Genomic DNA, 25,237 nt, shown 5'->3' with positions numbered 1-25,237 from the left:
TCCTCGCGCGCGGTCCCGCGTCGAAAGCGGTGTCGCGCCAGAGGCCCGCTGAGTAAGGCTTTGGCGGGTATGGTGGGGCACCTGGATACGGCTCGTGAATTTTCGTGTTAACTTAAGTTTGGTATGTCAATCTGGTGAATACCCTTACAAAAATAGTGGGTCAGCCGGCCAGTCTTATAGAAGAATTGCGCCCCCGCCGAGGTCATCCAGGGCATGCGTGAAATCTAAAGTACCGGCTTTATGTGACCGATATCCCGGTTGTCGAGTGGAAGAAATCGTGCCCGACGGGCAGTCCCAGACGGGCAGTCCCGGACGGGTAGTCCCGGACGGGCAGTCCCCGACGGGCAGTCCCGGTCAATTCAGAAGTCGCTTTTCCAATCGAGGCGATTCCCGAGGTGATTCATGAACCACGCGCCAAACGCGCTGCTTCATTCGCAATTCGATACCAGTGGTTTGCAGCGCTCGCAGCAATTCGCTGCGTGGCGCGAGGCGATCAATGTGGTGTTCGACACGCAGGCCACCGAGGCGCGCGACACCGGTTTCCAGACCAGCGTGAACGCGTATCTGTTTTCGGACGTGGTGCTGGGATCGATCAGCACCGGTGCGCAGCGTTACGACCGCTCGAAAGCGAAGATCGGGCGCGACGGCCACGACCAGTACGTGCTGCAGTTTTATCTGGGCGGTAGCTGCCGTGTGCGCGACGGCGGGTCGGAGTCATGCACGCGGCCCGGCGACATGTTCATCGTCGATGCGGCCCAGCCGCTCGCGACCGAGACCACGCGCAGCGAATTCTTGAATCTGGCGGTGCCGCGCCGCCTGCTCGCTCCGTTGCTCGATGCGCCCGACCAGCATGGCATGCAAGTGTTGCGCGGCACGCAGCCCATGGTCGCGCTGCTGCGCGAGCATCTGGGCGAACTCTATCGCCAGGCGCCGCAGATGACGCAAGCGGATGCCCATGCCGTTCTGCCCGCGACCTTGCAACTCGCGGCGTGCGCAATCAATGCGAGCGTGAATCCGGAACATATGCCGGCCGTTCAGCAAAGCGTATTCGTCTCGATCTGCCGCTATCTGGAGCAGCACCTGAACGATCGGCAATTGAGCGCGGAGCAGGTGGCGTTCGCATTCGGCATGTCGCGCGCGACGCTGTATCGGCTGTTCGAAAAGGAGGGCGGTTTTGCGACGTACGTGCGCGAGCGGCGCTTGCGGCGCTGCCGCGAGTTGCTCGTCGATCCGGCGCGCAGCGGCGTGTCGATTGCCGATATTGCTGCGGAGCATGGCTTCTCGAACGCCGCGAATTTTGCCCGTGCGTTTCGCCGCTCGATCGGGCTGTCTCCACGCGCGGTGCGCATGCTGGCGCTCAGTGGCGGCGGTGGCAGCGCTATGCATGCGCAAGGCGCTTCGGTGGACGACTGGCGCTACTGGATGACCTTGCTGCGTTGAACCCTTGGCGCGGATCGCGCAGGCTTCGCGTGAGACACCGCAACAAGTATTTGAGACGTATGGACAGGTTTTGCCATCGGCCTCTCGCATTCGTTGCGCCCGCGCGCTGCCACCTGCAAAGTTGCCGGCATCCGCGAGATCAGCGAGATCGGCGCAGGACGGGGGAAAAATGAAAAAGTATCCGAAGAAGCCACGGCACGGTGGCGGGTATCACTACGAGTCGGTCTGGTTGCTCGAACTCGCGCGCGGGGCGTCGCATATCGCCAGCATGCTTTCTGCCGAAACGCTGGAGGCCGCTGTGCATGAGGTTATGCAAGAGTTCGTCGCGGCGCAAGGCAGCGAGGAACTCGATGCTTTTTGCTGGCTGCTGGCCGAGCGGCTCGAAAAGCGCGGGTGCGCTGCGGGCGCTGCCAGGGTCAGGGAATTCGATGCATCTGGCCTGTCGCGCGAACTGGTTGGCGAGGCGTGAATTAGAAAAAACTAAAAAAACGCCTGTTCAAACTTGGGTTTCAACCAGGTGCCTCGATGCTCCGGTGCCAATAAGCTGCATGCTGTGCCGCGTATTTACGCGAGCGCGCGCCGCGGCACGAGAATGATGACGACGCAAGGATCTGCGCCGGGGAGACTGCGTGCATGTGCTGTGCACGCAAGTCACCGGCTTTTCGCTTTCCTCGTGCTTACAAAAATTGCTTGAGGTATTCCGATGTCGATAGAAAAATCCGCGGAAATCGCCGCCCGATTCGACCGGCTGCCGCCGTCGCGCACGGTCTGGTCGATGGTGATCCTGCTTTCGCTCGGCGGGGTGTTCGAGTTTTATGACTTGTTTTTCACCGGTTATGTCGCGCCGGGCATGGTGCATTCAGGCCTCTTCACGCCAGAGTCGCTCGGCTTCTTTTCCGCGCTCGGGCCGCTCAAGGTCGCTGGCTTCGGCACCTTCGTGTTCTCGACGTTCGCAGGGCTGTGGGTGGGCGCGCTCGTGTTCGGCCAGGTCGCCGACCGGTTCGGGCGCCGCATTATCTTTACTTGGTCGCTGATCTGGTACATCGGGTGCACGGCCATCATGGCGTTTCAGACCACCGGCCTCGGGCTCAATATCTGGCGCTTCATCGCCGGCATCGGCATCGGCATCGAACTGGTCACGATCGACACGTACATCTCCGAACTGATCCCGAGCGCAGAGCGCGGGCGGGCCTACGCGGTCAATCAGTTCATCACCTTCAGCGTGGTGCCGGTGGTGGCGTTTCTCGCATACATTCTCAAGGACACCCAGCCGCTCGGGCTCGACTACTGGCGCGTCGTGATTCTCATTGGCTCGGTGGGCGCGGTGGTGGTGTGGTTCCTGCGTCGCAGCATTCCCGAAAGTCCGCGCTGGCTCGCACGCCACGGGCGCGTGGATGAAGCGGAGCGCATCGTTGCCGACATCGAGCGCCGCGTGGCCGCCGAGAAGTCGATCGAGCTGCCGCCGCCCGGCGCCATTCAGGTCGAAAAGGGCGGCCGTGGCTCGCTGGGCGAAGTGCTGCGCCCGCCTTATTTGCGCCGCACCGTGATTCTTTCGATCTTCAACATGGCGCAGGTGATCGGCTTTTATGGATTCGCGGCGTGGGTCCCCACGCTGCTGATCGACCGTGGCATTCACGTGACGCAAAGCCTGGCCTATGCGTTCGTGATCGCCATCGCCAACCCGTTCGGACCTTTGATTGGCGTGTGGTTTGCCGACAAGATCGAGCGCAAGACGCAGATCGTCGGCGGCCTCTTCGTCATGGCGGTCGTGATTGCGCTGTTTTCGCAGGCCTCGCAGCCTTCGGTGCTGATCGTGCTGGGGGTGCTCTTCACGCTTGCGTCGAACGTGATGTCCTATGCCTACCACGGCTATCAGGCCGAACTCTATCCCACGCGCGTGCGCGCTCGCGCGGTGGGCTTCGTGTATTCGTGGAGCCGGATTGCGGCGGCGTTCGCGGGACTCGCTATCGGCATCTTGCTGCATCACTATGGTGTGCCGGGTGTGGCGATCTTTATCGGCGTAGCGATGTTCGTGGGTATCGTGATGATTCTGCTCGGGCCGAATACGCGTGGCCTCTCGCTCGAAGATATCAGCCACTGAACACGCAGGAAATGCCGCGCGCCGCTGCATCAAGCGGCGCGCGCGTCGAATCTGCCGCGACAATCTCCAAATGCAAGCGCATATCGGCCGGTATTTATAACTGAATGCCGGAAATTTATCCGCCGATTTTCGGGAATTATTTCAACTGCCGATCCACGGCGCATAGGCTTGAAACTCCGCCTTGACAACGTGCTGCAACACCTCCTATTTTTCCTCTGCCAAGATTAATTACTAAATATTTCACAGTCAGGCATTTGAGGCATGCGGTATAAATTTCCGGAATTTTTAAGCATTATTTAGTTAGTCATCCGGAACAAATACCGTTTCAAGGAGACGAATTAATAAGGGCGGAATAAAGAAAGCTGATTGTCAGATTCCGAGTATCAACGATCCCGGCATGTGCGGTCCGTTTCCCCGTGCGTCTTTGCGGCGAAAGTGGCCTTTGTGTAGCGGCACTTCACCATTCACAGGCACAAAAATGAACCCAGAAAGTAGCTTGAACCATGCCCGCCGGCGTAGTTTGGTGCGGCTGGGCGCGCCCGGCGCGTTGGTCGCCGGTGTGCTGATGCTCTCGGGATGCGGTGGCGGCGACAGCAGCACCGGCGTTTCCGGCGCGAGCGCAATGAACCAGGTGGCAGCGAATCAGCAGACGCCAAATAGCAGCACGCAGGCGCAAAACGGCAATCAGCGCTATGTCGACCCGATTGCGTATTCGCCCAATGCCGCCGATGCCCTGCCACTAAAGAAAGTCGCGGAGAAAGCGGCCATCATGCATTACCAGTGGACGGCGGGCAAAACGCCGATCAACTATACGACGACAACGGGCCATTTAACGGCTTCGAATCCAGACGGCACGCCCGAAGCGACAATGTCGTACGTCGCCTATACCGCGCCGGCCGCGAATGGCGCGCCCAGGCCCGTCACGTTCATCTACAACGGCGGGCCTGGTTCGTCGTCGATCTGGCTGCGCCTGGGCTCGTTCGCGCCCACGCGCGTTGCTACGCCCGATCCGCTGATGACGAACTGGCCGAATTTCCCGCTCGTGGACAACGCGGATAGCCTGATCGACACCACCGACATGGTCTTTATCGATCCCCCGGGAACGGGGCTTTCGGAGGCGATCCAGCCGTACAAGAACCAGGACTTCTGGGGCAGCGATGCCGACGTCAACGTGATGCGCGATTTCATCATGCGCTATCTCGCGGCGAACAACCGTAGCGGCTCGCCCATTTATCTTTATGGCGAATCGTACGGCACGCCGCGCACGGACATGCTGGCACTCGCGCTCGAAACGGCAGGCGTGAAGCTCACGGGCATCGTGCTCCAGTCTTCGATCCTCAATTACTTCGCCGATGCGATCGAGGCCACCGCCATCACGGCTTCAACGGAAGGCCTCATGCTCGACACCGATACGCTCGCAGGCTATTACCCCGGCTATGCCGAGGTGGCCGCGTACTTCAATCAGGCCTCGCCGCCGCTGATCGATCAGGGGCTGTTTGCGTACCAGTCGGAAGTATTCGCGACAGGGCAGTACAACCACTTCGGGAAATACGCGCAATCGTGGGTGCTGAGCCAGCTTGGCATTCCCGATGCGCTCGGCACGCCCGTGTTCCCGCCCGCGCGCACGCTCGACTCGTGGCGCTGGCCATCGGGCCTGACTTTGCAGGCACTGCAGGGCTACTTCAATGCGAACCCCTTCAATGTCGAGTTGCTGCCGGGCACGACCATCGGCCGCTACGACGGACGCGTATCGCTGCCCAATTCGGATCCGCGCCTGCAGAACGATGGCGACCCCTCGGACATTCTGATCTCGCTGCCGTTCACGACGGCGCTCTCGACACAATTGCCGGGCTACCTCGGCTACCGGGCGCCGAACGCGACCTATATGCCGCTGAACGACAACATCATCAACGTCTGGGACTTCTCGCACGATGGTCAGCCGTTGCCGGACACGCTGCCGGATTTGCTGGCGGCCATCCAGTTGAATCCGCAGTTGAAGGTGCTGGCCGAGAACGGGTATCACGATCTTGCCACGCCGTTCTTCAACACGGAGAAGCAGCTTGCGCGGTTGCAAACGGTGAAGGGCCTGACGCCGGACCTGCAGGTCAACTTCTTCCAGGGCGGGCACATGATTTATCTGGACGACGTGGCACGCCCGAAGATGAAGGCCGATCTCGTGAACTACTACGCCGGGCAGCCGATTGCGCAGGCGCTTTCGCTTTGGACGCTGCCGGCGCCGTGGTCCGACGAGAGCCCCGCGGGCACGCCCACGACGGTCACTGCCCAGGCCGCAGCCACGCGGTAACCGGCATTGACATCATGTACACCTAATGAATGCGAGCGATCATGTCTGAATTCGATAAACTGCGGCGCCTCGCGCCGCTAGTCGTCCTCGCTGTCGTGGCGGGAAGCACGCAGGCGGCTGCCCAGACCACTACCGGGGCAACGACGCAGGCGGCAACCGACGGGACCACCCAGGCAGTGGCACCCGTCAAGCTCCCGCAGGGCGGGCATGGCGTGGACGGTCCGTTTTTCCCCGCGAACCGCCCGATGCCCGTCACGCCATCCACCGGAACGCAGTTGCAGAACGAGGCGCAAAAGCGCGTTGAAGCGCGGCTTGGCGCGAATTCGGTGTTGAGCAACGGCGCTTCGATCACGAAGGAGCAGGCGCAAAGCAACGGTCTCGGCTATATCGCGCAGCACTTCGATCAGATCGATTCGGCGCATACGGGCCGCATTTCCATGAGCGACGTGCGCCAGTACTTGCAGCAGCAGAAGGGGCAGTAATGCCGCGCGCCTTGGCGAGAGAGCCGCGTAGATCAGGCTCTCTCGTTACGAGCGCGGATCAACCTGCGCCGGGGCGTTCCCGATCGTGCGCGATCCACTCGCTGAAGCGCTGCACCTTCTGTTGCCGGGCAACGCACTCGGGATAGACGAAGTAGTAGCGCCAGCCTGTCGCCACGGTCAGCTCGAAAGGCATCACGAGCCTGTTTGCAGCGAGGTCCTCGCTCGCGAGCGTGCGGTCGCCAATGGCCACGCCGAACCCTTGCATTGCGGCGCTGCTGGCGAGGTCGAGCGACTCGAATGTGGGCCCCACGTGAGCATTCACGTGCTGCGCACCTGCGTGCGCGAGCCATAGCTTCCAGTCGCGGTGGTCGCGCGTCGGGTGCAGCAGGGTTTGATGGGCGAGGTCGTCGGCATGCGCGATGGGGTGCTTCTCCAGCAGTTCCGGCGCGCACACGGGCGTGAGGTATTCGTCGAAGAGCGCAACGGCGTGAACGCCCGCGCCGGGTGCCTGCGCGTAGATGATGGCAGCGTCGAACGGCTCGGCCTGAAAGTCTGCTTCGTGTTGCCAGGTCGTCGTGATCTGCACCTGAAGATCGGGATGCTCGGCCTGAAAACGCATAATGCGCGGCAGCATCCAGCGCATCACGCAGGTGGGCACTTTCAACGCCAGTTCGGTGCGCTGGCGCGTGAGCCGCATCGAGGCTTCTTCGATGCGCGCAAAGCCATCGCGCACGGCGGGCAGCAGCTGTTCGCCCTCGGGCGTGAGCACGAGCCCCTTGGGAGAGCGGCGGAAAAGCGGCAGCCGGTAATATTCTTCTAGCGCGAGAATCTGCCGGCTCACCGCGCCTTGGGTGACGCACAGGTGTTCCGCCGCGCGCGTGAAGCTGCCGTAGCGGGCGACCGTTTCGAAGATTTGCAGCGCGTTCAGGGGCGGAAGATGCCTCATTGAAAGATCATCGTGGGGCCGTTAATGGCGCAAGTGTAAACGACGCGCGGCATTCACGAAGCCCGCGCTTTTCACTCCGGCGCCTTCTGAGCGGATTCCGCCCGCATCACGAGATGTTCGACCATGCGCTGCGCGGCGGGCTGCAACGCATCGAACTCGCGAAAGCAGACGATAAAGCGCCGGCGCGCCCAGGCGTCGGAGAGCGCGATCATGCGCACGTTCATGATGCGCGTGTAGGTCTGGCCGACTTCTTGCGGTACGACGCTAATGCCCAGATTCGCCGCCACCACCCGGAACGCCGCGTCGAAATTCGACACCGTCGCGCGATAGTCGATGGTGCGCCCGCTGCGCGCCGCCGAGCGCTGCAACAGCGTGTGCACCGCCGTGGAGGGCGGCAGGCCCACGTGCTCGAAGTCGAGCGTATCGGCGAACGCAACGGACTTGCGGCGCGCGAGCGCATGGTCGGGATGCACCGCGAGCGCGAGCCGGTCTTCGCGCCACGGCCGCGACGCGAGGCCGGCCAGTTCCACGTTGTCCCAGCAGACACCCACTGCCGCCACGCCGTCGCGCACACGCTGCACCAGTTCGCTGGAGGTGCGCTCATCCACGTTTACGCGAATGTTCTGGTGCGCCGGCATGCGCATGAACGAGGCGAGGTCATCGAGCAGTGCCTCGGCAATCGCCGAGGCGGACGCGCACACGCTCACGCTGCCGCGCAGGCCGCTGCCGAACGCCGCGATGTCGCCGAGCGCGCGTTCGAGCGTGAAGATCACGCTGCGCGCGTGCTCGAGGAGCGCGACGCCCGCAGGCGTGGGCTGCACGCCGCGCCGCGAGCGCGTGAGAAGCGGCACCCCGAGGCTTGCTTCCAGTTGCGCGATGCGTTTGCTGATCGCAGAAGGCTCGATGTGCTCGTCGCGCGCCGCGCGGCCCATGTTGCCGTGCTCGCATACGGCAACCAGCAACCGCAAGGTCTTGATATCGATGTCGTGCATACGCTGCTCCGTCTCTCTCCACGACGTTTCCAGTTCGGAATGTCTGCGGTTCCAAAATACCGCTTTATGTATCTCAGGGAATGACTAAAGTTAGCACAGCACCGGTTCTCCACATAGCTGGAAATGAGCCGGGAAACGCCCCCAAATGCTGATGGAGACACTTCATGCCCTCATTCCCCGAGCGCGCCGTTATTCGTGAAGTCGGCTTGCGCGACGGCCTGCAAAGCATCCAGAGCGTGTTGCCCACCGAGCGCAAATGGGAGTGGCTGCGCGCGGCGCACGAGGCCGGCGTGCGCGAGATCGAGGTGGGCTCGTTCGTGCCCGCGCGCTTGCTGCCGCAACTGGCCGATACGCCCGAACTCGTCGACTTCGCGCGGCGGCTGCCGGGCCTGTTCGTTTCGGTGCTGGTGCCCAATCTCAAGGGCGCCGCACGCGCCATCGAGGCGGGAGCCGATCTCATGCTCGTGCCGCTCTCCGCGAGCGAGGCGCACAGCCTCGCGAATCTGCGCAAGACACCCGACGAAGTGGTGGCCGAAGTCGCGCGCATGCGCGCCGCGCGCGACGCGGCCGGTGCGAAGACGCTGATCGAAGGCGGCATCGGCACGGCGTTCGGCTGTACGTTGCAGGGGCAGGTGCAAGCGCGGGACGTGTTGCGCTACATGCAGGCGCTGCTCGATGCGGGTGCCGACCGCGTGAGCCTCGCCGATACGGTGGGCTACGCGAATCCCGCCGCCGTGCGCGAGTTGTTCGGAGCCGCACGCGCCATCGCGGGCGAGCGGCTCTGGTGCGCGCACTTTCACGATACGCGCGGCCTCGCGCTCGCCAACGTAGTTGCCGCACTGGAAGCGGGCGTTACGCGCTTCGACGCCTCGCTGGCCGGTATTGGCGGCTGCCCGCACGCACCGGGCGCGAGCGGCAATGCGGCGAGCGAGGATCTCGCGTTCATGCTGGCCGCGATGGGCGTCCAGACCGGTATCGATATCGACGCGCTGCTCGCCTTGCGCGCACAAGTGGCGCAGTGGCTCGAACACGAGACGCTGCATGGCGCCCTTTGGCGAGCGGGCTTGCCGAAGACTTTTAGCGCTGCCTGCGCAAACTAATTCGTCATCCTGAGGTAACTGTGAACACAGTAAAACGGCTTCCGCTCGACGGCGTGCGCGTCGTCGAATTCACGCACATGGTCATGGGGCCGACGTGCGGCATGATCCTCGCCGATCTCGGCGCGGAGGTCATCAAGATCGAGCCGCCCGGCGGCGACAAGACGCGCAATCTGCCGGGGCTCGGCATCGGCTTTTTCCGCTCGTTCAACCGCAATAAAAAAAGCGTCGTGCTCGACATCAACACGGAGGAGGGCCGCGCCGCCGCGATCGAGTTGATCGGGCAGAGCGACGTGATGCTCGAGAACTTCCGGCCCGGCCTGATGAACAAGCTCGGGCTCGACTATGCCACGCTTTCGCAGCGCTTTGAGCGCCTCATCTACGTATCGCACAAGGGCTTTCTTCCAGGTCCCTACGAGAACCGCCTCGCGCTCGACGAAGTCGTGCAGATGATGGGCGGGCTGTCGTATATGACGGGGCCGGCGGGCAGGCCGCTGCGCGCGGGCACCTCGGTGAACGACATCATGGGCGGGATGTTCGGTGCGATAGGCGTGCTGGCGGCGCTGCGCGAGCGAGACGCCACCGGGCGCGGCCAGGAAGTGCAAAGCGCGCTCTTCGAAAATTGCGTGTTTCTGAGCGCCCAGCACATGCAGCAGTACGCGATGACGCATGAAGCGCCGCCGCCCATGCCTTCGCGCGTCTCGGCGTGGAGCGTCTACGACGTGTTCACGCTTGCCGAGGGCGAGCAGCTTTTTATCGGCGCGGTGAGCGACAAGCAGTTCGTGACGCTGTGCGAGGTCATTGGTTGTCCGAATCTTGCAGATGAACCGCAGTACGCCACCAATGCTTCGCGCGTGGCCGTGCGGCCCGAATTGCTCGCGCGGCTCGGCGAAATGCTCAAGAGCGTGCGCGCGAACGAATTGACGCCGCGTCTCGAAGCGGCAGGCATTCCCTATGCGCCGATCGTGCGCCCCGACCAGCTATTCGACGATCCGCATCTGCGGGAAAGCGGCGGGCTCGCGCCAATGCAGACCGACGACGGCGAGACCACCGAGGTCGTGCTCCTTCCGCTCCTGATGGATGGCCGCCGCCCGGGCGTGCGCCAGCCGCTCGCGAAGGTGGGCGAGCACACGGCGGAAGTGCTCGCACGGCTGGGCGGCATTGCAGCGAAGCCATAGCCATAGCGGCGCCGGTTCGCCGCGACATATCGCGGGCCGCAGCGGCTCGCGCAAGCATGCATAACGAAGTTCCTGCGGCGGCAATCGCCTGAGCGATGTCGCACGCACGGCAGACATGGAGACAGACATGCAACGCACCCTCACCACGGACGAGGCGTCCAGCGAGGCGCTGGACCTGGCCGCTCGCGGGCTGGCTGCCGGAAACACGGCGGCACAGGCATTATCGGCGCGCCTCGACCGGCTGCCCGTTACGCGGCAGCTTTGGAAGCTCGTCCTGCTCATCTCGCTGGGCGGCTTCTTCGAGGTCTACGACCTCATTTTCACGGGCTACATCGCGCCGGGTTTGGCGAAGAGCGGCCTGCTGCACACCACCACGGCGAGCTTCTTCGGCTTCAACGGCATTGGCGCATTCGTCGCCGCGACCTTTGGCGGGTTATTCGTGGGTACGCTGTTTTTCGGTTGGCTGCCCGATAAATTTGGACGACGAAGCGTATTCACGTTCTCGCTGCTGTGGTATTCGCTCGGCTCGGTGGTGATGGCGGTGCAGCATTCGTCCGAGGGGCTGATCCTGTGGCGCTTCATAACGGGAATCGGCGTGGGCATAGAGATTGTCACGATCGACAGCTACGTCACGGAGATGGTGCCGCAGCAGATGCGCGGGCGCGCCATGGCGTTCAACCAGGCGGTCATGTTCGCGGCCGCGCCGGCTTCGGCCTTGCTCTCGTGGTGGCTCGTGCCTATCGCGCCGTTCGGCATCGACGGCTGGCGCTGGGTCGTGCTGGCAGGCGCACTGGGCGCCGTGCTGGTGTGGTTCGTGCGCCGCGTGGTGCCGGAGAGCCCGCGCTGGCTCGCCACCCACGGGCGCACGGAGGACGCCGAGCGGATCATCGCAGGACTGGAGCATGCCGCATTGCGCGAGAGCGGGCGCGAGTTGCCGGCGCCCGCTGCCATGCCCGCGCTGCCCGCGCACCGGCGCGCGTCGCTCGCCGAACTCTGGCGGCCGCCGTACCGTGCGCGGCTTTGCATGCTGATCGCGTTCAATCTGTGTCAGGCCGTCGGCTATTACGGGTTTGCGAACTGGGTGCCGACGCTGTTGATCGGGCAGGGCGTGACCGTCACGAAGAGCCTGCTCTACGCGTTCGTGATCGCCACCGCGTTGCCGTGCGGCCCGCTGCTCGCCATGCCGGTGGCCGACCGCATCGAGCGCAAATGGCTCATCGTCGGATCGGCGCTGGCGGTGGTGGTCTTCGGGCTGGGGTTTGCGCAGGCGCGCAGCACCGCTGCGCTGATCGCCCTCGGCATCATGGTCAGCCTCGCCGGGCAGATGATCTCGGTCTGCTATCACGCTTACCAGGCGGAGCTTTTCCCCACCTGGGTGCGCTGCCGCGCGAACGGCGTGGTGTATTCGGCGAGCCGGGTGGGCGCGATGATGTCGGGCTTCATTGTTGCCGCGCTGCTGCGCGACTTCGGCGTGCATGGCGTGTTTGCCGGCATCACGATTTGCATGGTCGTGGTGATGGTTTCGATTGGCGCTTTCGGCCCGCGCACCAATGGCGTTTCGCTGGATGAGTTGTCGAATTGATGGGGATGGGTTTGTAGTGTGCGCCTTTAAAGTGCAACTAACCGCCAATCCGCCGCCACACCAGCGAATTGGGCGGCGAAGCGGGATTTTATTTGCACACGGTGACTCAGATGTTTTGCAGATCGGGTCGGCATGGGGAGGGAATGCGGCAATGCGTCTCTGGATCGTACGGACGCGCGTCCTAGAATTAATTCCGTTGCCGATAAATTTGCGTATCACGCACCACCATGGCCAAGAAAATTCCGCTGCATCCGAAGCATCCTGAACGCATCTGCTGGGGTTGCGACCGCTATTGCCCCGCTAGTTCGCTTAGTTGCGGAAACGGTTCGTCGCGCACCCAGCACCCCATCGAATTGCTTGGCGAAGACTGGCTCGATTACGGCGACTGGGGCTTCGAAGCCTCTGACGAAGACGCCTCGGCTACCACGAGCACGAGCGCCCAGCACTGACGCCAAACACACCGAAACGCGAGCGCATTGGCGCTCGCGTTTTTATTTGGGCGCTGCCTTTATCGCGCCAAATTCCGCGCGGCTGCGGCGCAGCCCGCGTCCATCAGCGGTTCGACCATGGCGCGCCGGTCGTCCGGCAGGAAATCGCTGATCCACACGAGGCGGCAGTGTCCGGCCGATTCGGCCACGATTTGCATCGAAGCGGCGTGCTGCTCGAAGTTCGGCCCTCGCACTGCATAGGCCACGCGCATGCGCGCGTCATCCACGGCCACGATGCGTTCTTCTATCACGCTGCCGTTAGCAAACGTCACGGTGCGCAGGTCGCCTTCCACTTGCACGTCGGTTAGCACCCCCGCGAACACCCGCGCGAGATTGCGCGAATCGCGCAGCGTTTCCCATGCGTGGGCCGCATCGGTTTCGAGGGGAACTTCACGGTAGAGAGAAACCATCGCATTGTCTCCTTCATCCATGCCCGCATGCAGGCGTCGATCATCAGGCGATTGTGCTCATCCGCTCGTTCATGCGCCTGGGGAAAATTGCTGTGCTGCTCTCTGTATGGTGAATCTCGTCAATGCCGTCAATGCCGTCAATGCGAATGCCGGTGATGCACATCCGGGTAATGCGCATGCGTGTGCGTGAGCGGCACATGGTGATGCGCATGCGTGTGCGGCTCGGTGCCATCCCAGTCGAAGTCGTGCTCGTGCTGATGATGCGCGTCGTGGCGGTGCCTGTGCGTATGGTCGAGCGCTTCGTGCGTGTGCGAATGCTCGTGGCGCTCGCGCACGTGCAGCCAGACGCCAAACGCCATGAGCCCAAGGGCGGCCCAGAACGTGGGCGCCGGACGCTGCGGCCAGAGCAGCAGCGAAAGCGCGACGCCGAACAGCGGCGCCACCGAAAAATACGCGCCCGTGCGCGCCGTGCCCAGATTGCGCAGGGCGATCACGAACAGCACGAGGCTCACGCCGTAGCCCGCGAAGCCCACGGCCAGCGTGCCTGCCAGGCTCGCGCCGTCGGGCCAGTGCGCACCCAGCCAGAACGCGACGGCCAGATTCACGGGGCCGGCCACGAGGCCCTTGAGGCAGGCGATGGTCATAGCATCGTTGGCGGAGACCTTGCGCGTGAGGTTATTGTCGATGGCCCAGCACAGGCATGCTCCGGCCACGAACAGCGCACCCGGCGCGAGCCCCGCGTGCGGTCCGTTCCACGAGAGCAGCACGCCGCCCGCGACGATGGCCACCATCCCTAGCGCGATCTGCGCGTCGAAGTTCTCGCGAAAGCAAATCCATGCGATGAGCGCCGTGAGCACGCCTTCGAGATTGAGCAGCAGCGAACTGGTGGCGGCGGGCGTGGTGACCAGCCCGAGCATCAGCAGCGCCGGGCCGGCCACGCCGCCCGCGAGGATCGCGCCCGCGAGCCAGGGCGCTTCGGCCAGACGCAGCGGGGCGTGCGCGGGCGGCTCGCCCGCGCGCCGGCCGAGCCGCCGCACGAGCATGACGAGCGCGAGCCCCGCGCCGCTGCCCAGATAGAAAAGTCCCGCGACCATGAAGGGCGGCAATGTGCCGAGCAGCGCCTTGGCGAGCGGCGTGGCCACGCCGAACAGCGCGGCGGCCAGCAGTGCCGTGGCAATGGCGTGCAGATGCGATTTCATGATGGTTTTGAGTGTAGTACGAGTGTTGCTCGATGCCGTGGCGGCCTGCGTCGTCGGTTACGTTCCGAGGGGGATGGCGGGTGACGATGGAGCCGTCGGTGCGGTTGTGCGACTGCGTCGTAGAGAAAGAGGGCGCATTCGATTATCGCCGATGCATGTGACGTGGAGTACGCGCAATCCTGTTTTATCGGCGTTGACGTTACGCGCGTGAGCATCGCGTATGGCATTCGTAGGGAACTCGAAGCGAATCTGCAATGTCAGACGTTCCGGTTTTGCCCATCCGGAATGGGGGGCGGTGAAGCAGTATCTGGCCATGCTGGGCAAGCGCGCCGCATAGCTTGCCGAATCGAATCGTGCAGATCGACGCTATTTTTCCGCACCCGGGGCACACCCGCCACTCGCGCGGGAGGTGCAGGCGAGCTGGCTGGCCGATCAAGGCTTAAGCGTGTTATGGCCCAGGCAGGAACTGGATGTCTCCATACCACGCCCGTGTTGCAGTACCGGTATTGTCGGTATCGGTCAGCAGGCCGTAGCCACTGATCCGGCCCGGCGGTTCATGAAAGACTTTCTTGTAGTCCTGCACGATGTTGCGACGCAGGGTTTGCCACTGGGCTGCATCGCCGGGCTGACCGGAGACGACGATCATCTGAACACGCTTGGTATGGGGATTGGCAATGACGCTGCCAGGCGTAGCCGTGGTCGACCAGATGTACATGAGCGTCGCGTAGGGCAGGTCCTGGCCACCCAGGTGCTTTGCCACTGCCATGCTCGTCCGATCGAAAATCGACAGCTTGCTGGTGTCACCATCAAATGTGAACACCAGTCGCGCGGGCGCGTCTTCCTTCGCTGCGACGCGATTGTCGGCGCCCTCGATCGGCTTGTCTGCTTTCCAGCGCCATGCCACCACGGGTGTTTGCGTCAGATCGATATTGCCTGCATGCATCAGGGCGGAAGCGGACCGGTTCGCATCTGCCTGAAGGACCGTTGTGTTGCCTTCCTGAACCAGTGTGTATTGTGTGATCGGCTTGCCGCGCACGACCGGCAGGTTCTTCCACCCCGCCGGCAACGGTCCGCCCGGCTCGATCGCCGAAAAGGCAATACCTGGCTTTTCGTCCTGGGCAATCAGGGCGAGTGGCGAGAGCAGAAGCGCGGCGCACGCAGCGATCCGGATTGGCCTGGCTGCCCGGTTCCCCGTTCGCGCGATCGAGATGCTGTGCATGACTGGTCCCAGTTTTCTGCTGGCAAGCATTCATTGTAGTGGGTGCAGCCGATCACAGCCTGAGCCCTGATGCGGGCGCAGGCGCGTCGGCTCGCACAGCTAGCCTTGGTTTGCAGAGGGCCGCCGCACATGCGTCGGGGGCAGCGACACTTCGTCGAGCGCCTCGCAAATGCTTTCGCGCAATGCATGCGCGGCCGGGCTCAGCGAACGTCCGGTCAGTTCGACGAAGCCCACCGCGCGCTCGATGCGCGGAGCGTCGAGCGGAATGAAGCGCAGTGTCTCGCGATGGCGCTGTTGTGCGAGATAGGGCAGCACGGTGAGCCCCACGCCACCTTCGACGGCCGAAAGCAGCGTTGTCGTATTGGCGATGAAGATGTCGTCTTGCCCGCCCGCGGTGCGTCGCACCGGCTCGGGCAACGCGCGCAGCGTGCCGTTGCCGATTAGCCGGTAGCCCGACAAATCCTTCCAGTCGACGCGGCGCTGCCTGAAGAGCGCGTGGCCCGCGTTCACGACCACGCACATCACGTCGGCGAGCAGTGGCGTGAAGCTGAGTTCGGCGTCGGCCGTCGGCTCGCTGGCGATACCGAAGTCGATCGCTCCCGAGCGCACCCGGTCATGAATATAGGCGGCCGTGCCGTCTTCCACATGCAGATGGATGCCCGGATGGCGGGGCGAGAACCGGCTGATCGCGCGCGGCAGTATCTCGTGCGCGATCGACGGCACCGCAGCCACACGAACGCGACCGCCACGCACCTGAGCGACGTCGATCGCCGACGCGATGGCGCGCTCGTAGTGTTCGACGAGCTTGCGCGCTTCGCCATAGAGCATCGTGCCAAACGGGGTAGGCGACGCGTGGCTGCCTTTCTCGAACAGCGCCGCGCCCAGCGCTGCCTCGAGCTCCTTGATCGACAGCGATAGCGCCGGCTGGCTGCGGAACACGGCCTTCGCGGCGGCCTTGAAGCCGCCATGCTCGATAACAGCCACGAAATGGCGCAACTGCGCGATTTTCACATCGGGAAGCCGGTCGATAGCCATATAAGAATTATAAATATTTTGATCAGAAAAATTGGTTTTGGTTATTTTAGCCCGGTTTCTAGAATCGCTCTCACGTCAATCGCGTTGAGATCGAAGATGAATCCTCAGACATTTTTGAACTGGATCGACGGCCAATGGCTGGCCGGCGAGACCTTCGTTGAAAACCGCAGCCCGTCCGATACCGACGACCTGATCGGCGTGTATGCCCAGGCCACTGGCGCTCAGGTCCAGCAAGCCATCGAAGCCGCGCGCCGCGCGCAACCGCAGTGGGCCGCCACGGGGCTCGAAAAGCGCCACGACGTGCTGCGCGCGATTGGCGACGAGCTGATCGCACGCCGCGAAGAGTTGGGCCGGCAACTCGCGCGCGAGGAGGGCAAAACGCTCGCGGAGGCCGTGGGCGAGGTCGCGCGTGCGGGCCAGTTCTTCCATTACTTCGCAGCCGAAGTGCTGCGGCAGCTTGGCAGCAACGCCGATTCGGTGCGGTCAGGCATCGAGATCGATGTCCGGCGCGAGCCGCTCGGCGTGGTCGGCATCATTACGCCGTGGAACTTTCCGATGGCGACCGCAAGCTGGAAGATCGCGCCGGCGCTCGCATTCGGCAACGCCGTGCTGTTCAAGCCGGCCAACCTCACGCCGGCCAGCGCCTGGGCGCTCGCGGAAATCATCAGCCGGCAGGCGCTGCCTCCCGGCACTTTCAACCTGCTGATGGGGCCGGGCGAGGCCGTCGGCAACCGCCTCGCCAGTTCGCCGGGCGTTGACGGCATCTCGTTCACGGGCTCGCTCGAAACCGGCCGCCGTCTCGCTGCCGTGGCGGCGCCGAATCTCATCAAGTTGCAGATGGAGATGGGCAGCAAGAACGCGCTCGTCGTGCTCGATGACGCCGATCTCGATCTCGCGGTCGAGTGCGCGTTTCAAGGGGCGTATTCGGGCACCGGGCAGAAGTGCACCGCCTCGTCGCGGCTCGTCGTGACGCCGGGCATCCACGCGGCGTTCGTCGAGCGGCTCGCCGAGCGGCTCTCCAGCGTGCGGGTCGGCCGCGCGCTCGACGAAGGCGTGCAGATGGGCCCCGTGATCGATGGGCGCCAGCTCGAAGCGAATCTGCGCTACGTCGCGCTCGGCCAGCGCGAGGGCGCGCGGCTCGTGCGCGGCGGCGAGGCGCTCGCGCGCCCCGAGCGCGCCTGGTGCATGTCGCCCGCGCTATTCGATCATGGCCGCAACGATATGCAAATCAATCGCGACGAGATGTTCGGCCCGATTGCCTGCGTGATCCCCGTGCGCGACTACGAAGAAGCGCTGGCGGTAGCGAACGACACGGCGTTCGGCCTTACGGCCGGCATCGTGACGCAATCGCTGCGCCACGCGACGCATTTCCGCCGCCACGCCCAGGCCGGCTGCGTGATGGTCAACCTGCCGACCGCCGGCACGGACTATCACGTGCCGTTCGGGGGACGCAAGGCGTCGAGCTACGGCCCGCGCGAGCAGGGCCCGAATGCGGCCGAGTTCTATACCACGCTGAAGACCGCCTACACACGCGCATAGCACAAGCCCTGGAACGACCGATATGAACCTGCATGACTCGCTTGTCGTCATCGACGGCACGCAATACTCGAACTGGGACCGCGGCATCTTCGAACAGATGCGCGACGGCGGCGTCGCGGCTGTCAACGCGACCATCGTCTACTGGGAGAATGCACGCGAGACGCTCACGCGCATCGCCGAATGGAACGCGCGCTTCGAGCGCCACGCCGATCTCGTGGTGCCAGCGCGCACGATGGACGACGTGCTGGCGGCGAAACGGGCCGGCAAGGTCGCCATTTTATTTGGACTGCAGAACTGTTCGCCGATCGAGGACGACATCGGACTCGTCGAGGTGTTTCGCGATCTCGGTGTGCGCACGATGCAGCTCACTTACAACAATCAGAGCCTGCTGGCCACGGGCTGCTATGAGTCGGCCGATGGCGGCGTCACGCGGTTCGGCCGCGCGGTGATCGAGGAGATGAACCGCGTGGGCATGGTGATCGACATGTCGCACAGCGCCGAGCGCTCGACGCTCGAAGCGATTGCGCTGTCTTCGCGGCCGATTGTGATCAGCCACGCGAATCCCTCGTTTTTTCACGAGGCCAGGCGCAACAAGTCGGACGCGGTGCTGCGCGCACTCGGCGAGCGCGGCGGCCTGGTCGGCTTCAGCCTCTATCCGTTTCATCTGAAGAACGGCAGCCGCTGCACGCCCGGCGAGTTCACCGACATGGTCGCGCGCACGGTCGAACTCATCGGCATCGACCACGTGGGCATAGGCAGCGACCTGTGCCAGGGGCAGCCGTACCGCGTGCTCGAGTGGATGCGCAATGGCCGCTGGAGCAAGCAGACCGATTACGGCGAAGGCAGCGCCGATAACGCGGCATGGCCCGAGCCCGTGACCTGGTTCGGCTCGAACGCCGACTTTCCGAACCTCACGGCGGCACTCGTCCACGCGGGCTTTACCGATGCGGAGGTCGCTCAAATCATGGGCGGCAACTGGATGCGGATCCTGCGCGATGCCGAGCAGCGCCACGAGCGCACGCAAGACTAATATTCACATCTGGAGGAGACATGGAAATACCGACATCGCCGGACCTCGCGGCCGCGCCGCCGCAGGCGGGCATTCGCAAGGGCAGCATCGACTGGCCCATCTTCACGATCAGCGGCGGCTTCTTCGCGCTGTTTCTCGCCGCTGCGCTCGTCAACCTGCCGTGGCTCTCGGCGGCGGTCGACACAGCCTTCGGCTGGGCAACGCGAGGCTTCGGGCTGTACTGGCAGTTGCTCATGCTCGCGACCTTTGTGGTCAGTCTCGGCATTGCGTTTTCGAAGCTGGGCCGCGTGAAACTCGGCGGCCGCACCGCAACTCCTTCGAACTCGACATTCAATTGGGTGGTGATCATCATGTGCGCGCTGCTGGCCGGTGGCGGTGCGTTCTGGGCCGCCGCGGAGCCGCTCATGCATTTCATGAGCCCGCCGCCGCTCTTCGGCGCTGCGCCGCGCAGCGAGGCGGCTGGCGTGGCCGCGCTAGCCCAGTCGTTTCTTCACTGGGGCTTTCTGGCGTGGGCCGTGCTGGGCAGTCTGCTGACCATCGTGTTCATGCACCTGCATTTCGACAAAGGCTTGCCGCTTGCTCCGCGCACGCTGCTGTATCCGCTGTTCGGCAAGCGTGCGCTCCAGGGCCCGATTGCGGCGCTGGCGGACGCCACGTCGATCATCGCGGTGGCGGCTGGCACCATCGGCCCGATTGGCTTTCTCGGCCTGCAGATCGCCTATGTGCTGCATTCGGTGTGGAACGTGCCCGATACGATCGCAACCCAGGCACTCGTGATCCTCGCTGTGACCGCCATCTTCACGACCGCCTGCATCGCCGGTCTCGAAGGGCTGCGTTTCGTCTGCAAAATCCACGTGTGGCTGATGCTGGGCCTCGCCGCGTATCTGTATGTCTGCGGCCCCACGAGTTTCCTGAGCAGCGTGTTCTTCAAGGCGTTCTCGACGCACCTCGTGGACTTCGTGCAGACGGCGATGTACCGCGGCGACAGCAAATGGCTTAACGCATGGACGCTGTTCTACTGGGGCTGGTTCATCGGCTATGCGCCCATCATGGCGATCTATGTCGCGAAGGTGTCGCGCGGCCGCACGATTCGCGAGCTTGTGGTGCTGCTCTCGATCGCGGCGCCGCTGATCACAATGCTGTGGTTTACGCTCGTGGGCGGCGCGGGCATCGGCATTGAACTGGCTTCGCCGGGCAAGGTGGTTTCGCACGGCACGCTGCCCGAGGCGCTGCTGCTCGGCGTCGCCCAGGCCATGCCGCTGCGCAACCTGATTTCGGCGCTGTTCCTGTTCCTCAGTTTCTTTTCGGTGGTGACGAACGGCGGCTCGATGGCCTACACGATCGCGATGGCAATGACCGGAGATCGTGGCGGCGAACCCAGCGCGTGGCTCAAGATCTTCTGGGCCGCAGGCATGGGGCTCGTGGGCGCGGTGCTGATCACGATGGGAGCGGGCGGCATCAGCGCGTTGCAATCGTTTATCGTCATCACGGCGGTGCCGGTTTCGATCCTGATCCTGCCTTCGCTGTGGGATGCCGTGCGAATCGCGCGCACGATGGCCGTTGAGCAGGGAGTGAAGTGATGACCATTGCAGCATTGGACAGAGGCGGCGCGTTGGTGTGCGAGGCGCGCTCGCATGACATGGAAGAAGTCCCCGAGATGCGCGGCCCCGATGTCACCAATCGCACCGAGCGGCTCGGCGCCATGCACGGTACGCGGCTCAGCTTCGTGCGCGCGATCGTGAGGCGCATGGCGCGCGACAACTGGCGCATCCGCGTCGCGCAGATGGACCTCGACGACAACGGCTATGGCACGTGCGTCTATACGATCGAAGCCTATGGCGAGCGTTACAGCCAGGTGATCTTTTCGCAGTACCTGGACGCTGCCGAGCGCACCGACCGTGTGATCGCCGAGAAGTGGGACATCACGTGCGCACTCGTGTGCGGCGTGCCTGAAGCAGCGGACCTCGCGCAATTGCGAGCCAACGTGCCGCTGCAGGAGGCGGGCCGGCAACGCGCGCATGATCTCGTGCTGTGCCGGGCGAACAAGAGCGTGCGCAACTTCGACTATGTCGTGAATTGCCTCGCCGAAGGGCGGCAACCGGACCCGGCCGTGTTCGAGCGCGTGGGTTACCTGATCCGCACGACGGCCGTGTACGGCAATGGAAAATTTGGCATTGCTGATTACACGCGGCTCATCGATAGCCAGGCGTTCCGCTCGGGGTTTTCGGCGCAGATGTGCGCAGTGTTCGTCTTGCGCGATTTCAGCGTACGCCTTGTCGAGCACATGGCGGCGCGGCGCAATCCGCGTGCAGCGGTCAAGCTGGCGCGCAGCTACCGGCGATATCTTGGCGTCGGCAACGCAACCGGGCTCGGCATGGCGCCGTTCCTCGTGCGCCACCCGGCCCAGCTCGACCAGTGGATACGCTCACGCGAGACCGCGCTCGCGCGCGTGCTGGCAGTCGAGTCTGTCGATGCAGCCACGCTCGCCCGTGCGCGCACGCTGCTCGCGCGCGCCGCTCGCCATATCGCGCAGGTCCATACGGACCATCCGCGCGAGGCCGCGCGCAACGCGCGACTGCTCACCGAGCTGCCGCGTCTCGAGCGCGCGTTGCAGCACGAAGCGGCGCAGCCGCAGCCATTGCGCTGGGGCGCGCTGCTTGCGTGGGCCACGGCGCAACTCTCGTGCGCCGCGCAAGAGGTGCTCGTGGCGGTGCTGCTCGAGTTGTACCCGGAGCGCGTCGATTCGATCGATTGCGGCGCACCGGTCGACGATACGCTGCGGCTCGATCCCGACATGCGCGTGAGCGCGCTGCGCTCGCTCGTGGCGCACGACTACCGCTGGGCGCTCACGCAGCCCGAGGCACAGCGCGACGACACGCACTTCTTCTGGTACCGCTCCGCCGAGAAGGAGGAGCCGCGTCTTGGCATCCGCGCGGAAGAGCCGGGTGCCGAACGCGAGTTGCCGCTCGACATCGCGCGGCAGGTCGTGCGTCTGCATGCGCGGCTCCAGGATGCGAAAGACGATATGGGCGTCGCGGCGTTCGTGGCCGAGCATCCCGAGTATCGCGCGATCGTGCGCCGCGTGCAGTCGCTGGCGGGGCGCGCGTATGGCGAGATTCGCGAGAACCTGCTCGCGCAGGACATGCTGCCGATCGACTTGATGCGAGCGAAGCTCTCCATGTTTGGCGCGAGCAAGTTCGATCCGAAATCGAACCTGTGGGTGCGGGTCACGCTGTTCCAGGGGGCGCCGACGCTCGACGACCTCGCGCCGGACATGATCGATGACGGGCTGTTTCCGTGCGTGCCGGACGGTCATGAAAGAGGGAGTACACAGGTATGAAGATGGCGATGAACGAGCTGGTCTCGCTATGCCGCGCCGCCCTGGAGGGCAGCGGCTGGGAGCAGGGCGACTACGAGGATGCGGCCGACGCGGCCGGCTGGTTGCAGGCGCTTGGGCTCGACGGCTTGAGCGCACTGGATGGCCTGCTTGGCGCCGGGCACGGCGAACGGGTGGTTGTTGAAGGCGCCGCGCCTGGCGAAAATCGTGTCCAGCGCTGTATGGGGCTCGCAGGATGCGCGCTCGCGTTCGAGCTTGCATGGGCAGAAGCGACGCGTGACGGCATTGGCATCGTGCGCGTTTCGCACACGCTCGCGCCGCGCCTTGCACTGTACGGCCTGAAGACAATGAGTGCGCGCGGGCGGCACTTCGATCTCGCGTGGAGCGATGCCGAAGGGCGTCATTATGCGAGTACAACCGGACAAGCGGCGTGGCCGGCCTATTTGGGCTGCGACTCCGGGGCGGCACAGGCCGCGGAGGATGCACAAGAGCTGATCGTATGCTGCCGCGCGAATGCCGAACTGCACTCGCCGATCGAGATTGCACCGACGCTTGAGAGCGCTGCCGATCCTTCGGAGCTCGAAGCACGTTATTACGAGGCGATCTGGCGCGGCCTCGACGTGGAGGCGTCGCAAACCGCGCGTCTGGCCGAGTGGAAGGAGCGTGTACTGGTCGCGGCAACCCAGTCATCGCGCGATCATGGTGCGGGAGGGGCCGATGACGGATTTTGAGCAAGAGACGAAGGCGCGATGCGCGGTCGAGGCCGTCAGCACCGGCCTGCCACAAAGCCGCACGCCGCTGTTCGAATGGGCGGTGACGGCGAATGGCATGTTGTACACGGCGCAGATTCCGGTCGGCGACGACGGGGCGGTCGTGAGCGGCGGCATAGAAGCCCAGGCGCAGCAGGTGTTCGCGAACCTGTGCCAGACGCTCATGGCGGCTGGCGTATCAGTGGGCGACGTCGCGCAGGTGCTGATCTACGTGACGGATCGCGCGTGGCTGCCGGCCGTCAATGCGGTCTGGCTGCGCCATTTCGCGGCGCCATTTCCGAATCGTGCGTCCTTTGTCGTTGCCGGGCTCGCACGTGAGGAAATGCTGGTCGAGATTGTTGCGTACGCATGTATGCCCGCTCGCGTGGCACCAGCACATTGACGCGTCTGGCCGGACCGCGACTAGCCGAAATCTGCAGCGACATTGAGCGCGTCAAACTGAGAATGCGGTTGCCTGCTGCGCACAAGTCACCTGAGGGCAATGCTAACTTGGGTCAACACTATGTCGCTGAGGATGGGGCGCGATCCTGTTCGCTCTTGGCCGGCCGGCCTGTCTTGACAGCTTCGAGGGCCGAAATCGCAGCCACCAGCCGCTTGGACGAAGCGGAATCCAGTAACAGCAGGCCGGCGCGCAGAAGCTCACTCTTCTTTACCGCGACACCAGCTTCGAGGCACTTTCGCTTGAGTTGGGCGATGCGCTCGTAGTCGGCCTTGGGCATCGTGAAGCTGTCGCGAATGACCTTGTCCTTCTTTGCACGCTTGGCCTTGGCCGTTCCAGCAGCTTTGCGTACCTGCGCCGCCAACTCCGGACTCGCCGATTCCGTGTCGTTCGCCCGGAACTTTGAGCTTTTGGTCCTGCCCGAGTTCACGTTTGCCGAGGGAGTTTCCACTTCGCTTTGCTCACCGCCTGGATTCGTCGATTTCGGGCGGTCGAGCGCCTTCTTGGTGGGTTTGCGTGCAGTTGCTTTGGTCATGTCAGGCTCCTGGTATGGAAATCATATAAACAGTATATACGGTTTATCATTGAGCCACATATCGCTTGCATCCAAGGCGCTGCATCAGCGCGACCCATGCACATGCGATGCGGGCGGGATCCCAGCCCGTCGTGGTTGGCTTGCCCGAGAACCCGTGGCCCGGCAGCGATGGAATCACGACATCGAACGCGTCCGATGCGTTCCTGCGGCAAGGCGTTCAGCCTCGTTTCGATCTTGCGCCAGTCATAATCTGTTGCCCAATATCGTGCGAGCCTCTGCATCGTCGCGAGCTGCACGCCTTGGGAAGCGTCCGTTACGGTCTCGCGTTCAGGCCACCTTGTTGCTTTGATGCGTCTGCGCAAGTCGGCAAGCAGGGAATCCGGCACATGCACGCGAAGCGGACGAATTGCGGTCTTGTCACCGTCCGGCGCTTGCGCGACCTCAGTGATGGAAAGCCTGGTTTCTGCAAAAGCGAGCCGACCCAGTGAGGCCGAAGCAATGGCCGCTGCTGCCACACCAGCAAAGCGGCGGCGCGACGGAGTTTGGGGAGGGAGGTCATTCGCCATGAAGAGTCCTGAAGGCATTGGGTTGGGCCGGCGGTGCTCACCTTGTCGTCCAGACAGCCCGCGGACCACGGCCCTTGTGTCGTTGCGATGATGCGTGCCTGCGCTGGCGGCAGGTCCTGTGCGAAGTCGTTGACCACAGCCTTGGTGTACAGCGTCAGGAAATTTGCGGAGTCCTTCCTGAGTTCGCCAGCCCAGGCTGGGGCGGGCTGGTTTTTCATCAGGTCGTTGACCGATTCACCGCTGTCCGGAACGAGGGCGGCAACATATACGAGTGCCTTGACTTTGTCGTCACTGCCTGCCTGAGTGATCACGACCCCGCCACACGAATGGCCGACGAGCACGACGGGGCCCGTTTGTTGTTCTATTGCGCGTCTCGCAGCCGCCGTATCGTCCGCGAGCGAGCTAAGCGGGTTCTGAACGGAGACTACGTGCAGCCCGCGTGCCTCGAGTAGCGGGATCACCTGGTCCCAGCTCGATCCATCGGCAAATGCGCCTTGCACAAAGACGAGGGTTGCCAGGCAGCAAGCTGCATAGTCAGACGCCGTTC

The 25,237-nt window shown here is 63.9% G+C and carries 22 protein-coding genes and 2 pseudogenes; 15 read left to right on the top strand and 9 right to left on the bottom strand.

The annotated features are described in order from the left end of the window. The first annotated feature begins 402 nt into the window (after positions 1-402). The 5 genes from NH14_RS20850 (at position 403) to NH14_RS20830 (ending at position 6,328) form a co-directional block, all read left to right on the top strand. Positions 403-1,440, top strand: coding sequence for a helix-turn-helix domain-containing protein (locus NH14_RS20850; RefSeq protein WP_035529440.1), 1,038 nt, complete (start codon positions 403-405; stop codon positions 1,438-1,440). A gap of 169 nt (positions 1,441-1,609) precedes the next feature. Beyond that, positions 1,610-1,909, top strand: a complete 300-nt coding sequence (locus tag NH14_RS20845) for a hypothetical protein (RefSeq protein WP_035529443.1) — start codon at positions 1,610-1,612, stop codon at positions 1,907-1,909. Between the two features lie 234 nt (positions 1,910-2,143). Then, positions 2,144-3,541 carry an MFS transporter gene (locus NH14_RS20840; RefSeq protein ID WP_035529446.1) on the top strand — a complete coding sequence of 466 codons (1,398 nt, stop codon included), beginning with the start codon at positions 2,144-2,146 and terminating at the stop codon, positions 3,539-3,541. A gap of 478 nt (positions 3,542-4,019) precedes the next feature. Next, on the top strand, positions 4,020-5,846 hold the full coding sequence (locus NH14_RS20835) for a S10 family serine carboxypeptidase-like protein (RefSeq protein WP_035529449.1): 1,827 nt from the start codon (positions 4,020-4,022) through the stop codon (positions 5,844-5,846). Between the two features lie 41 nt (positions 5,847-5,887). After that, positions 5,888-6,328, top strand: coding sequence for a hypothetical protein (locus NH14_RS20830; RefSeq protein WP_035529452.1), 441 nt, complete (start codon positions 5,888-5,890; stop codon positions 6,326-6,328). Positions 6,329-6,386: 58 nt separating this feature from the next. Here NH14_RS20830 and gcvA read toward each other — a convergent pair whose 3' ends face one another. Then, positions 6,387-7,274 (bottom strand): transcriptional regulator GcvA, encoded by an 888-nt coding sequence (gene gcvA, locus NH14_RS20825; protein WP_035529455.1) that lies wholly within the window; start codon positions 7,272-7,274, stop codon positions 6,387-6,389. Between the two features lie 71 nt (positions 7,275-7,345). Beyond that, entirely contained in the window at positions 7,346-8,266 is a 921-nt protein-coding gene (locus NH14_RS20820) for a LysR family transcriptional regulator (RefSeq protein WP_035529458.1), read from the bottom strand. A 164-nt stretch (positions 8,267-8,430) separates the two neighbouring features. Between NH14_RS20820 and NH14_RS20815 the strand changes: the two genes are divergently transcribed. The 4 genes from NH14_RS20815 (at position 8,431) to NH14_RS20800 (ending at position 12,572) form a co-directional block, all read left to right on the top strand. After that, the gene (locus NH14_RS20815; protein WP_035529462.1) at positions 8,431-9,366 is read left to right on the top strand and encodes a hydroxymethylglutaryl-CoA lyase; all 936 of its coding nucleotides are present in this window, start codon (positions 8,431-8,433) and stop codon (positions 9,364-9,366) included. A gap of 20 nt (positions 9,367-9,386) precedes the next feature. Further along, positions 9,387-10,541, top strand: a complete 1,155-nt coding sequence (locus tag NH14_RS20810; RefSeq protein ID WP_035529465.1) for a CaiB/BaiF CoA transferase family protein — start codon at positions 9,387-9,389, stop codon at positions 10,539-10,541. 127 nt (positions 10,542-10,668) lie between these two features. After that, positions 10,669-12,123, top strand: coding sequence for an MFS transporter (locus NH14_RS20805; RefSeq protein WP_035529467.1), 1,455 nt, complete (start codon positions 10,669-10,671; stop codon positions 12,121-12,123). A gap of 227 nt (positions 12,124-12,350) precedes the next feature. Beyond that, positions 12,351-12,572, top strand: coding sequence for a DUF3079 domain-containing protein (locus tag NH14_RS20800; protein ID WP_035529470.1), 222 nt, complete (start codon positions 12,351-12,353; stop codon positions 12,570-12,572). A 59-nt stretch (positions 12,573-12,631) separates the two neighbouring features. Here the strand turns inward: NH14_RS20800 and NH14_RS20795 are convergent, their stop codons facing one another. From NH14_RS20795 to NH14_RS20780, 4 genes are all read right to left on the bottom strand, one after another. Beyond that, the gene (locus NH14_RS20795) at positions 12,632-13,021 is read right to left on the bottom strand and encodes an SRPBCC family protein (protein ID WP_035529474.1); all 390 of its coding nucleotides are present in this window, start codon (positions 13,019-13,021) and stop codon (positions 12,632-12,634) included. Between the two features lie 137 nt (positions 13,022-13,158). Then, positions 13,159-14,220, bottom strand: a complete 1,062-nt coding sequence (locus NH14_RS20790; protein WP_035529477.1) for a DMT family transporter — start codon at positions 14,218-14,220, stop codon at positions 13,159-13,161. Between the two features lie 448 nt (positions 14,221-14,668). Then, positions 14,669-15,439 (bottom strand): DUF3047 domain-containing protein, encoded by a 771-nt coding sequence (locus tag NH14_RS20785; protein WP_035529479.1) that lies wholly within the window; start codon positions 15,437-15,439, stop codon positions 14,669-14,671. Positions 15,440-15,538: 99 nt separating this feature from the next. After that, positions 15,539-16,474: a LysR family transcriptional regulator gene (locus tag NH14_RS20780; protein WP_052148204.1), complete on the bottom strand. Its 936-nt coding sequence runs from the start codon at positions 16,472-16,474 to the stop codon at positions 15,539-15,541. A 96-nt stretch (positions 16,475-16,570) separates the two neighbouring features. Here NH14_RS20780 and NH14_RS20775 point away from each other — a divergent pair, with 96 nt between their 5' ends. Genes NH14_RS20775 through NH14_RS20750 form a run of 6 tightly spaced genes read left to right on the top strand, consistent with a single transcriptional unit; the run spans position 16,571 to position 23,532 of the window. Further along, a complete protein-coding gene (locus tag NH14_RS20775; RefSeq protein WP_035529481.1) occupies positions 16,571-18,013 on the top strand; it encodes an aldehyde dehydrogenase family protein in 1,443 nt (480 codons plus the stop codon). Positions 18,014-18,035: 22 nt separating this feature from the next. Then, a complete protein-coding gene (locus tag NH14_RS20770; protein WP_237179719.1) occupies positions 18,036-19,043 on the top strand; it encodes a dipeptidase in 1,008 nt (335 codons plus the stop codon). 20 nt (positions 19,044-19,063) lie between these two features. Beyond that, positions 19,064-20,623: a BCCT family transporter gene (locus NH14_RS20765; protein WP_035529483.1), complete on the top strand. Its 1,560-nt coding sequence runs from the start codon at positions 19,064-19,066 to the stop codon at positions 20,621-20,623. Continuing rightward, a complete protein-coding gene (locus tag NH14_RS20760; protein ID WP_176329272.1) occupies positions 20,623-22,383 on the top strand; it encodes a hypothetical protein in 1,761 nt (586 codons plus the stop codon). The genes NH14_RS20765 and NH14_RS20760 overlap by 1 nt, the downstream gene beginning before the upstream one ends. Before the next feature lie 8 nt (positions 22,384-22,391). After that, positions 22,392-23,111, top strand: a complete 720-nt coding sequence (locus NH14_RS20755; RefSeq protein ID WP_168727151.1) for a DUF3726 domain-containing protein — start codon at positions 22,392-22,394, stop codon at positions 23,109-23,111. Then, a complete protein-coding gene (locus NH14_RS20750; RefSeq protein WP_052148205.1) occupies positions 23,098-23,532 on the top strand; it encodes a RidA family protein in 435 nt (144 codons plus the stop codon). Before NH14_RS20755 ends, NH14_RS20750 begins: the two co-directional genes overlap by 14 nt. 118 nt (positions 23,533-23,650) lie before the next feature. Here NH14_RS20750 and NH14_RS20745 read toward each other — a convergent pair whose 3' ends face one another. The 3 genes and pseudogenes from NH14_RS20745 to NH14_RS20735 all read right to left on the bottom strand — a co-directional run. Then, positions 23,651-24,124, bottom strand: a complete 474-nt coding sequence (locus NH14_RS20745) for a hypothetical protein (RefSeq protein ID WP_035529487.1) — start codon at positions 24,122-24,124, stop codon at positions 23,651-23,653. Positions 24,125-24,173: 49 nt separating this feature from the next. Next, positions 24,174-24,690: pseudogene (locus tag NH14_RS20740) on the bottom strand (epoxide hydrolase family protein); the annotation flags it as partial. Then, a pseudogene (locus NH14_RS20735) lies at positions 24,648-25,199 on the bottom strand (alpha/beta fold hydrolase); the annotation flags it as partial. The pseudogenes NH14_RS20740 and NH14_RS20735, both read right to left, overlap by 43 nt. Between the last annotated feature and the right edge of the window lie 38 nt (positions 25,200-25,237).

Source organism: Paraburkholderia sacchari (genome assembly GCF_000785435.2).
Lineage (GTDB): Bacteria > Pseudomonadota > Gammaproteobacteria > Burkholderiales > Burkholderiaceae > Paraburkholderia > Paraburkholderia sacchari.
Note: the sequence above shows the minus strand (reverse complement) of the source record. Positions and strands in the feature narration are given on the sequence as shown.

What these genes read in the sequence shown, in the direction of transcription:
- NH14_RS20830 (WP_035529452.1), top strand. Translation starts at nt 5,888, where the DNA reads ATGTCTGAATTCGATAAACTGCGGCGCCTCGCGCCGCTAGTCGTCCTC.
- NH14_RS20760 (WP_176329272.1), top strand. Translation starts at nt 20,623, where the DNA reads ATGACCATTGCAGCATTGGACAGAGGCGGCGCGTTGGTGTGCGAGGCG.
- NH14_RS20780 (WP_052148204.1), bottom strand. Translation starts at nt 16,474, where the DNA reads ATGGCTATCGACCGGCTTCCCGATGTGAAAATCGCGCAGTTGCGCCAT.
- NH14_RS20750 (WP_052148205.1), top strand. Translation starts at nt 23,098, where the DNA reads ATGACGGATTTTGAGCAAGAGACGAAGGCGCGATGCGCGGTCGAGGCC.
- gcvA (WP_035529455.1), bottom strand. Translation starts at nt 7,274, where the DNA reads ATGAGGCATCTTCCGCCCCTGAACGCGCTGCAAATCTTCGAAACGGTC.
- NH14_RS20795 (WP_035529474.1), bottom strand. Translation starts at nt 13,021, where the DNA reads ATGGTTTCTCTCTACCGTGAAGTTCCCCTCGAAACCGATGCGGCCCAC.
- NH14_RS20820 (WP_035529458.1), bottom strand. Translation starts at nt 8,266, where the DNA reads ATGCACGACATCGATATCAAGACCTTGCGGTTGCTGGTTGCCGTATGC.
- NH14_RS20800 (WP_035529470.1), top strand. Translation starts at nt 12,351, where the DNA reads ATGGCCAAGAAAATTCCGCTGCATCCGAAGCATCCTGAACGCATCTGC.
- NH14_RS20835 (WP_035529449.1), top strand. Translation starts at nt 4,020, where the DNA reads ATGAACCCAGAAAGTAGCTTGAACCATGCCCGCCGGCGTAGTTTGGTG.
- NH14_RS20845 (WP_035529443.1), top strand. Translation starts at nt 1,610, where the DNA reads ATGAAAAAGTATCCGAAGAAGCCACGGCACGGTGGCGGGTATCACTAC.
- NH14_RS20755 (WP_168727151.1), top strand. Translation starts at nt 22,392, where the DNA reads ATGAACGAGCTGGTCTCGCTATGCCGCGCCGCCCTGGAGGGCAGCGGC.
- NH14_RS20785 (WP_035529479.1), bottom strand. Translation starts at nt 15,439, where the DNA reads ATGCACAGCATCTCGATCGCGCGAACGGGGAACCGGGCAGCCAGGCCA.
- NH14_RS20765 (WP_035529483.1), top strand. Translation starts at nt 19,064, where the DNA reads ATGGAAATACCGACATCGCCGGACCTCGCGGCCGCGCCGCCGCAGGCG.
- NH14_RS20805 (WP_035529467.1), top strand. Translation starts at nt 10,669, where the DNA reads ATGCAACGCACCCTCACCACGGACGAGGCGTCCAGCGAGGCGCTGGAC.
- NH14_RS20850 (WP_035529440.1), top strand. Translation starts at nt 403, where the DNA reads ATGAACCACGCGCCAAACGCGCTGCTTCATTCGCAATTCGATACCAGT.
- NH14_RS20775 (WP_035529481.1), top strand. Translation starts at nt 16,571, where the DNA reads ATGAATCCTCAGACATTTTTGAACTGGATCGACGGCCAATGGCTGGCC.
- NH14_RS20745 (WP_035529487.1), bottom strand. Translation starts at nt 24,124, where the DNA reads ATGACCAAAGCAACTGCACGCAAACCCACCAAGAAGGCGCTCGACCGC.
- NH14_RS20790 (WP_035529477.1), bottom strand. Translation starts at nt 14,220, where the DNA reads ATGAAATCGCATCTGCACGCCATTGCCACGGCACTGCTGGCCGCCGCG.
- NH14_RS20815 (WP_035529462.1), top strand. Translation starts at nt 8,431, where the DNA reads ATGCCCTCATTCCCCGAGCGCGCCGTTATTCGTGAAGTCGGCTTGCGC.
- NH14_RS20770 (WP_237179719.1), top strand. Translation starts at nt 18,036, where the DNA reads ATGAACCTGCATGACTCGCTTGTCGTCATCGACGGCACGCAATACTCG.
- NH14_RS20840 (WP_035529446.1), top strand. Translation starts at nt 2,144, where the DNA reads ATGTCGATAGAAAAATCCGCGGAAATCGCCGCCCGATTCGACCGGCTG.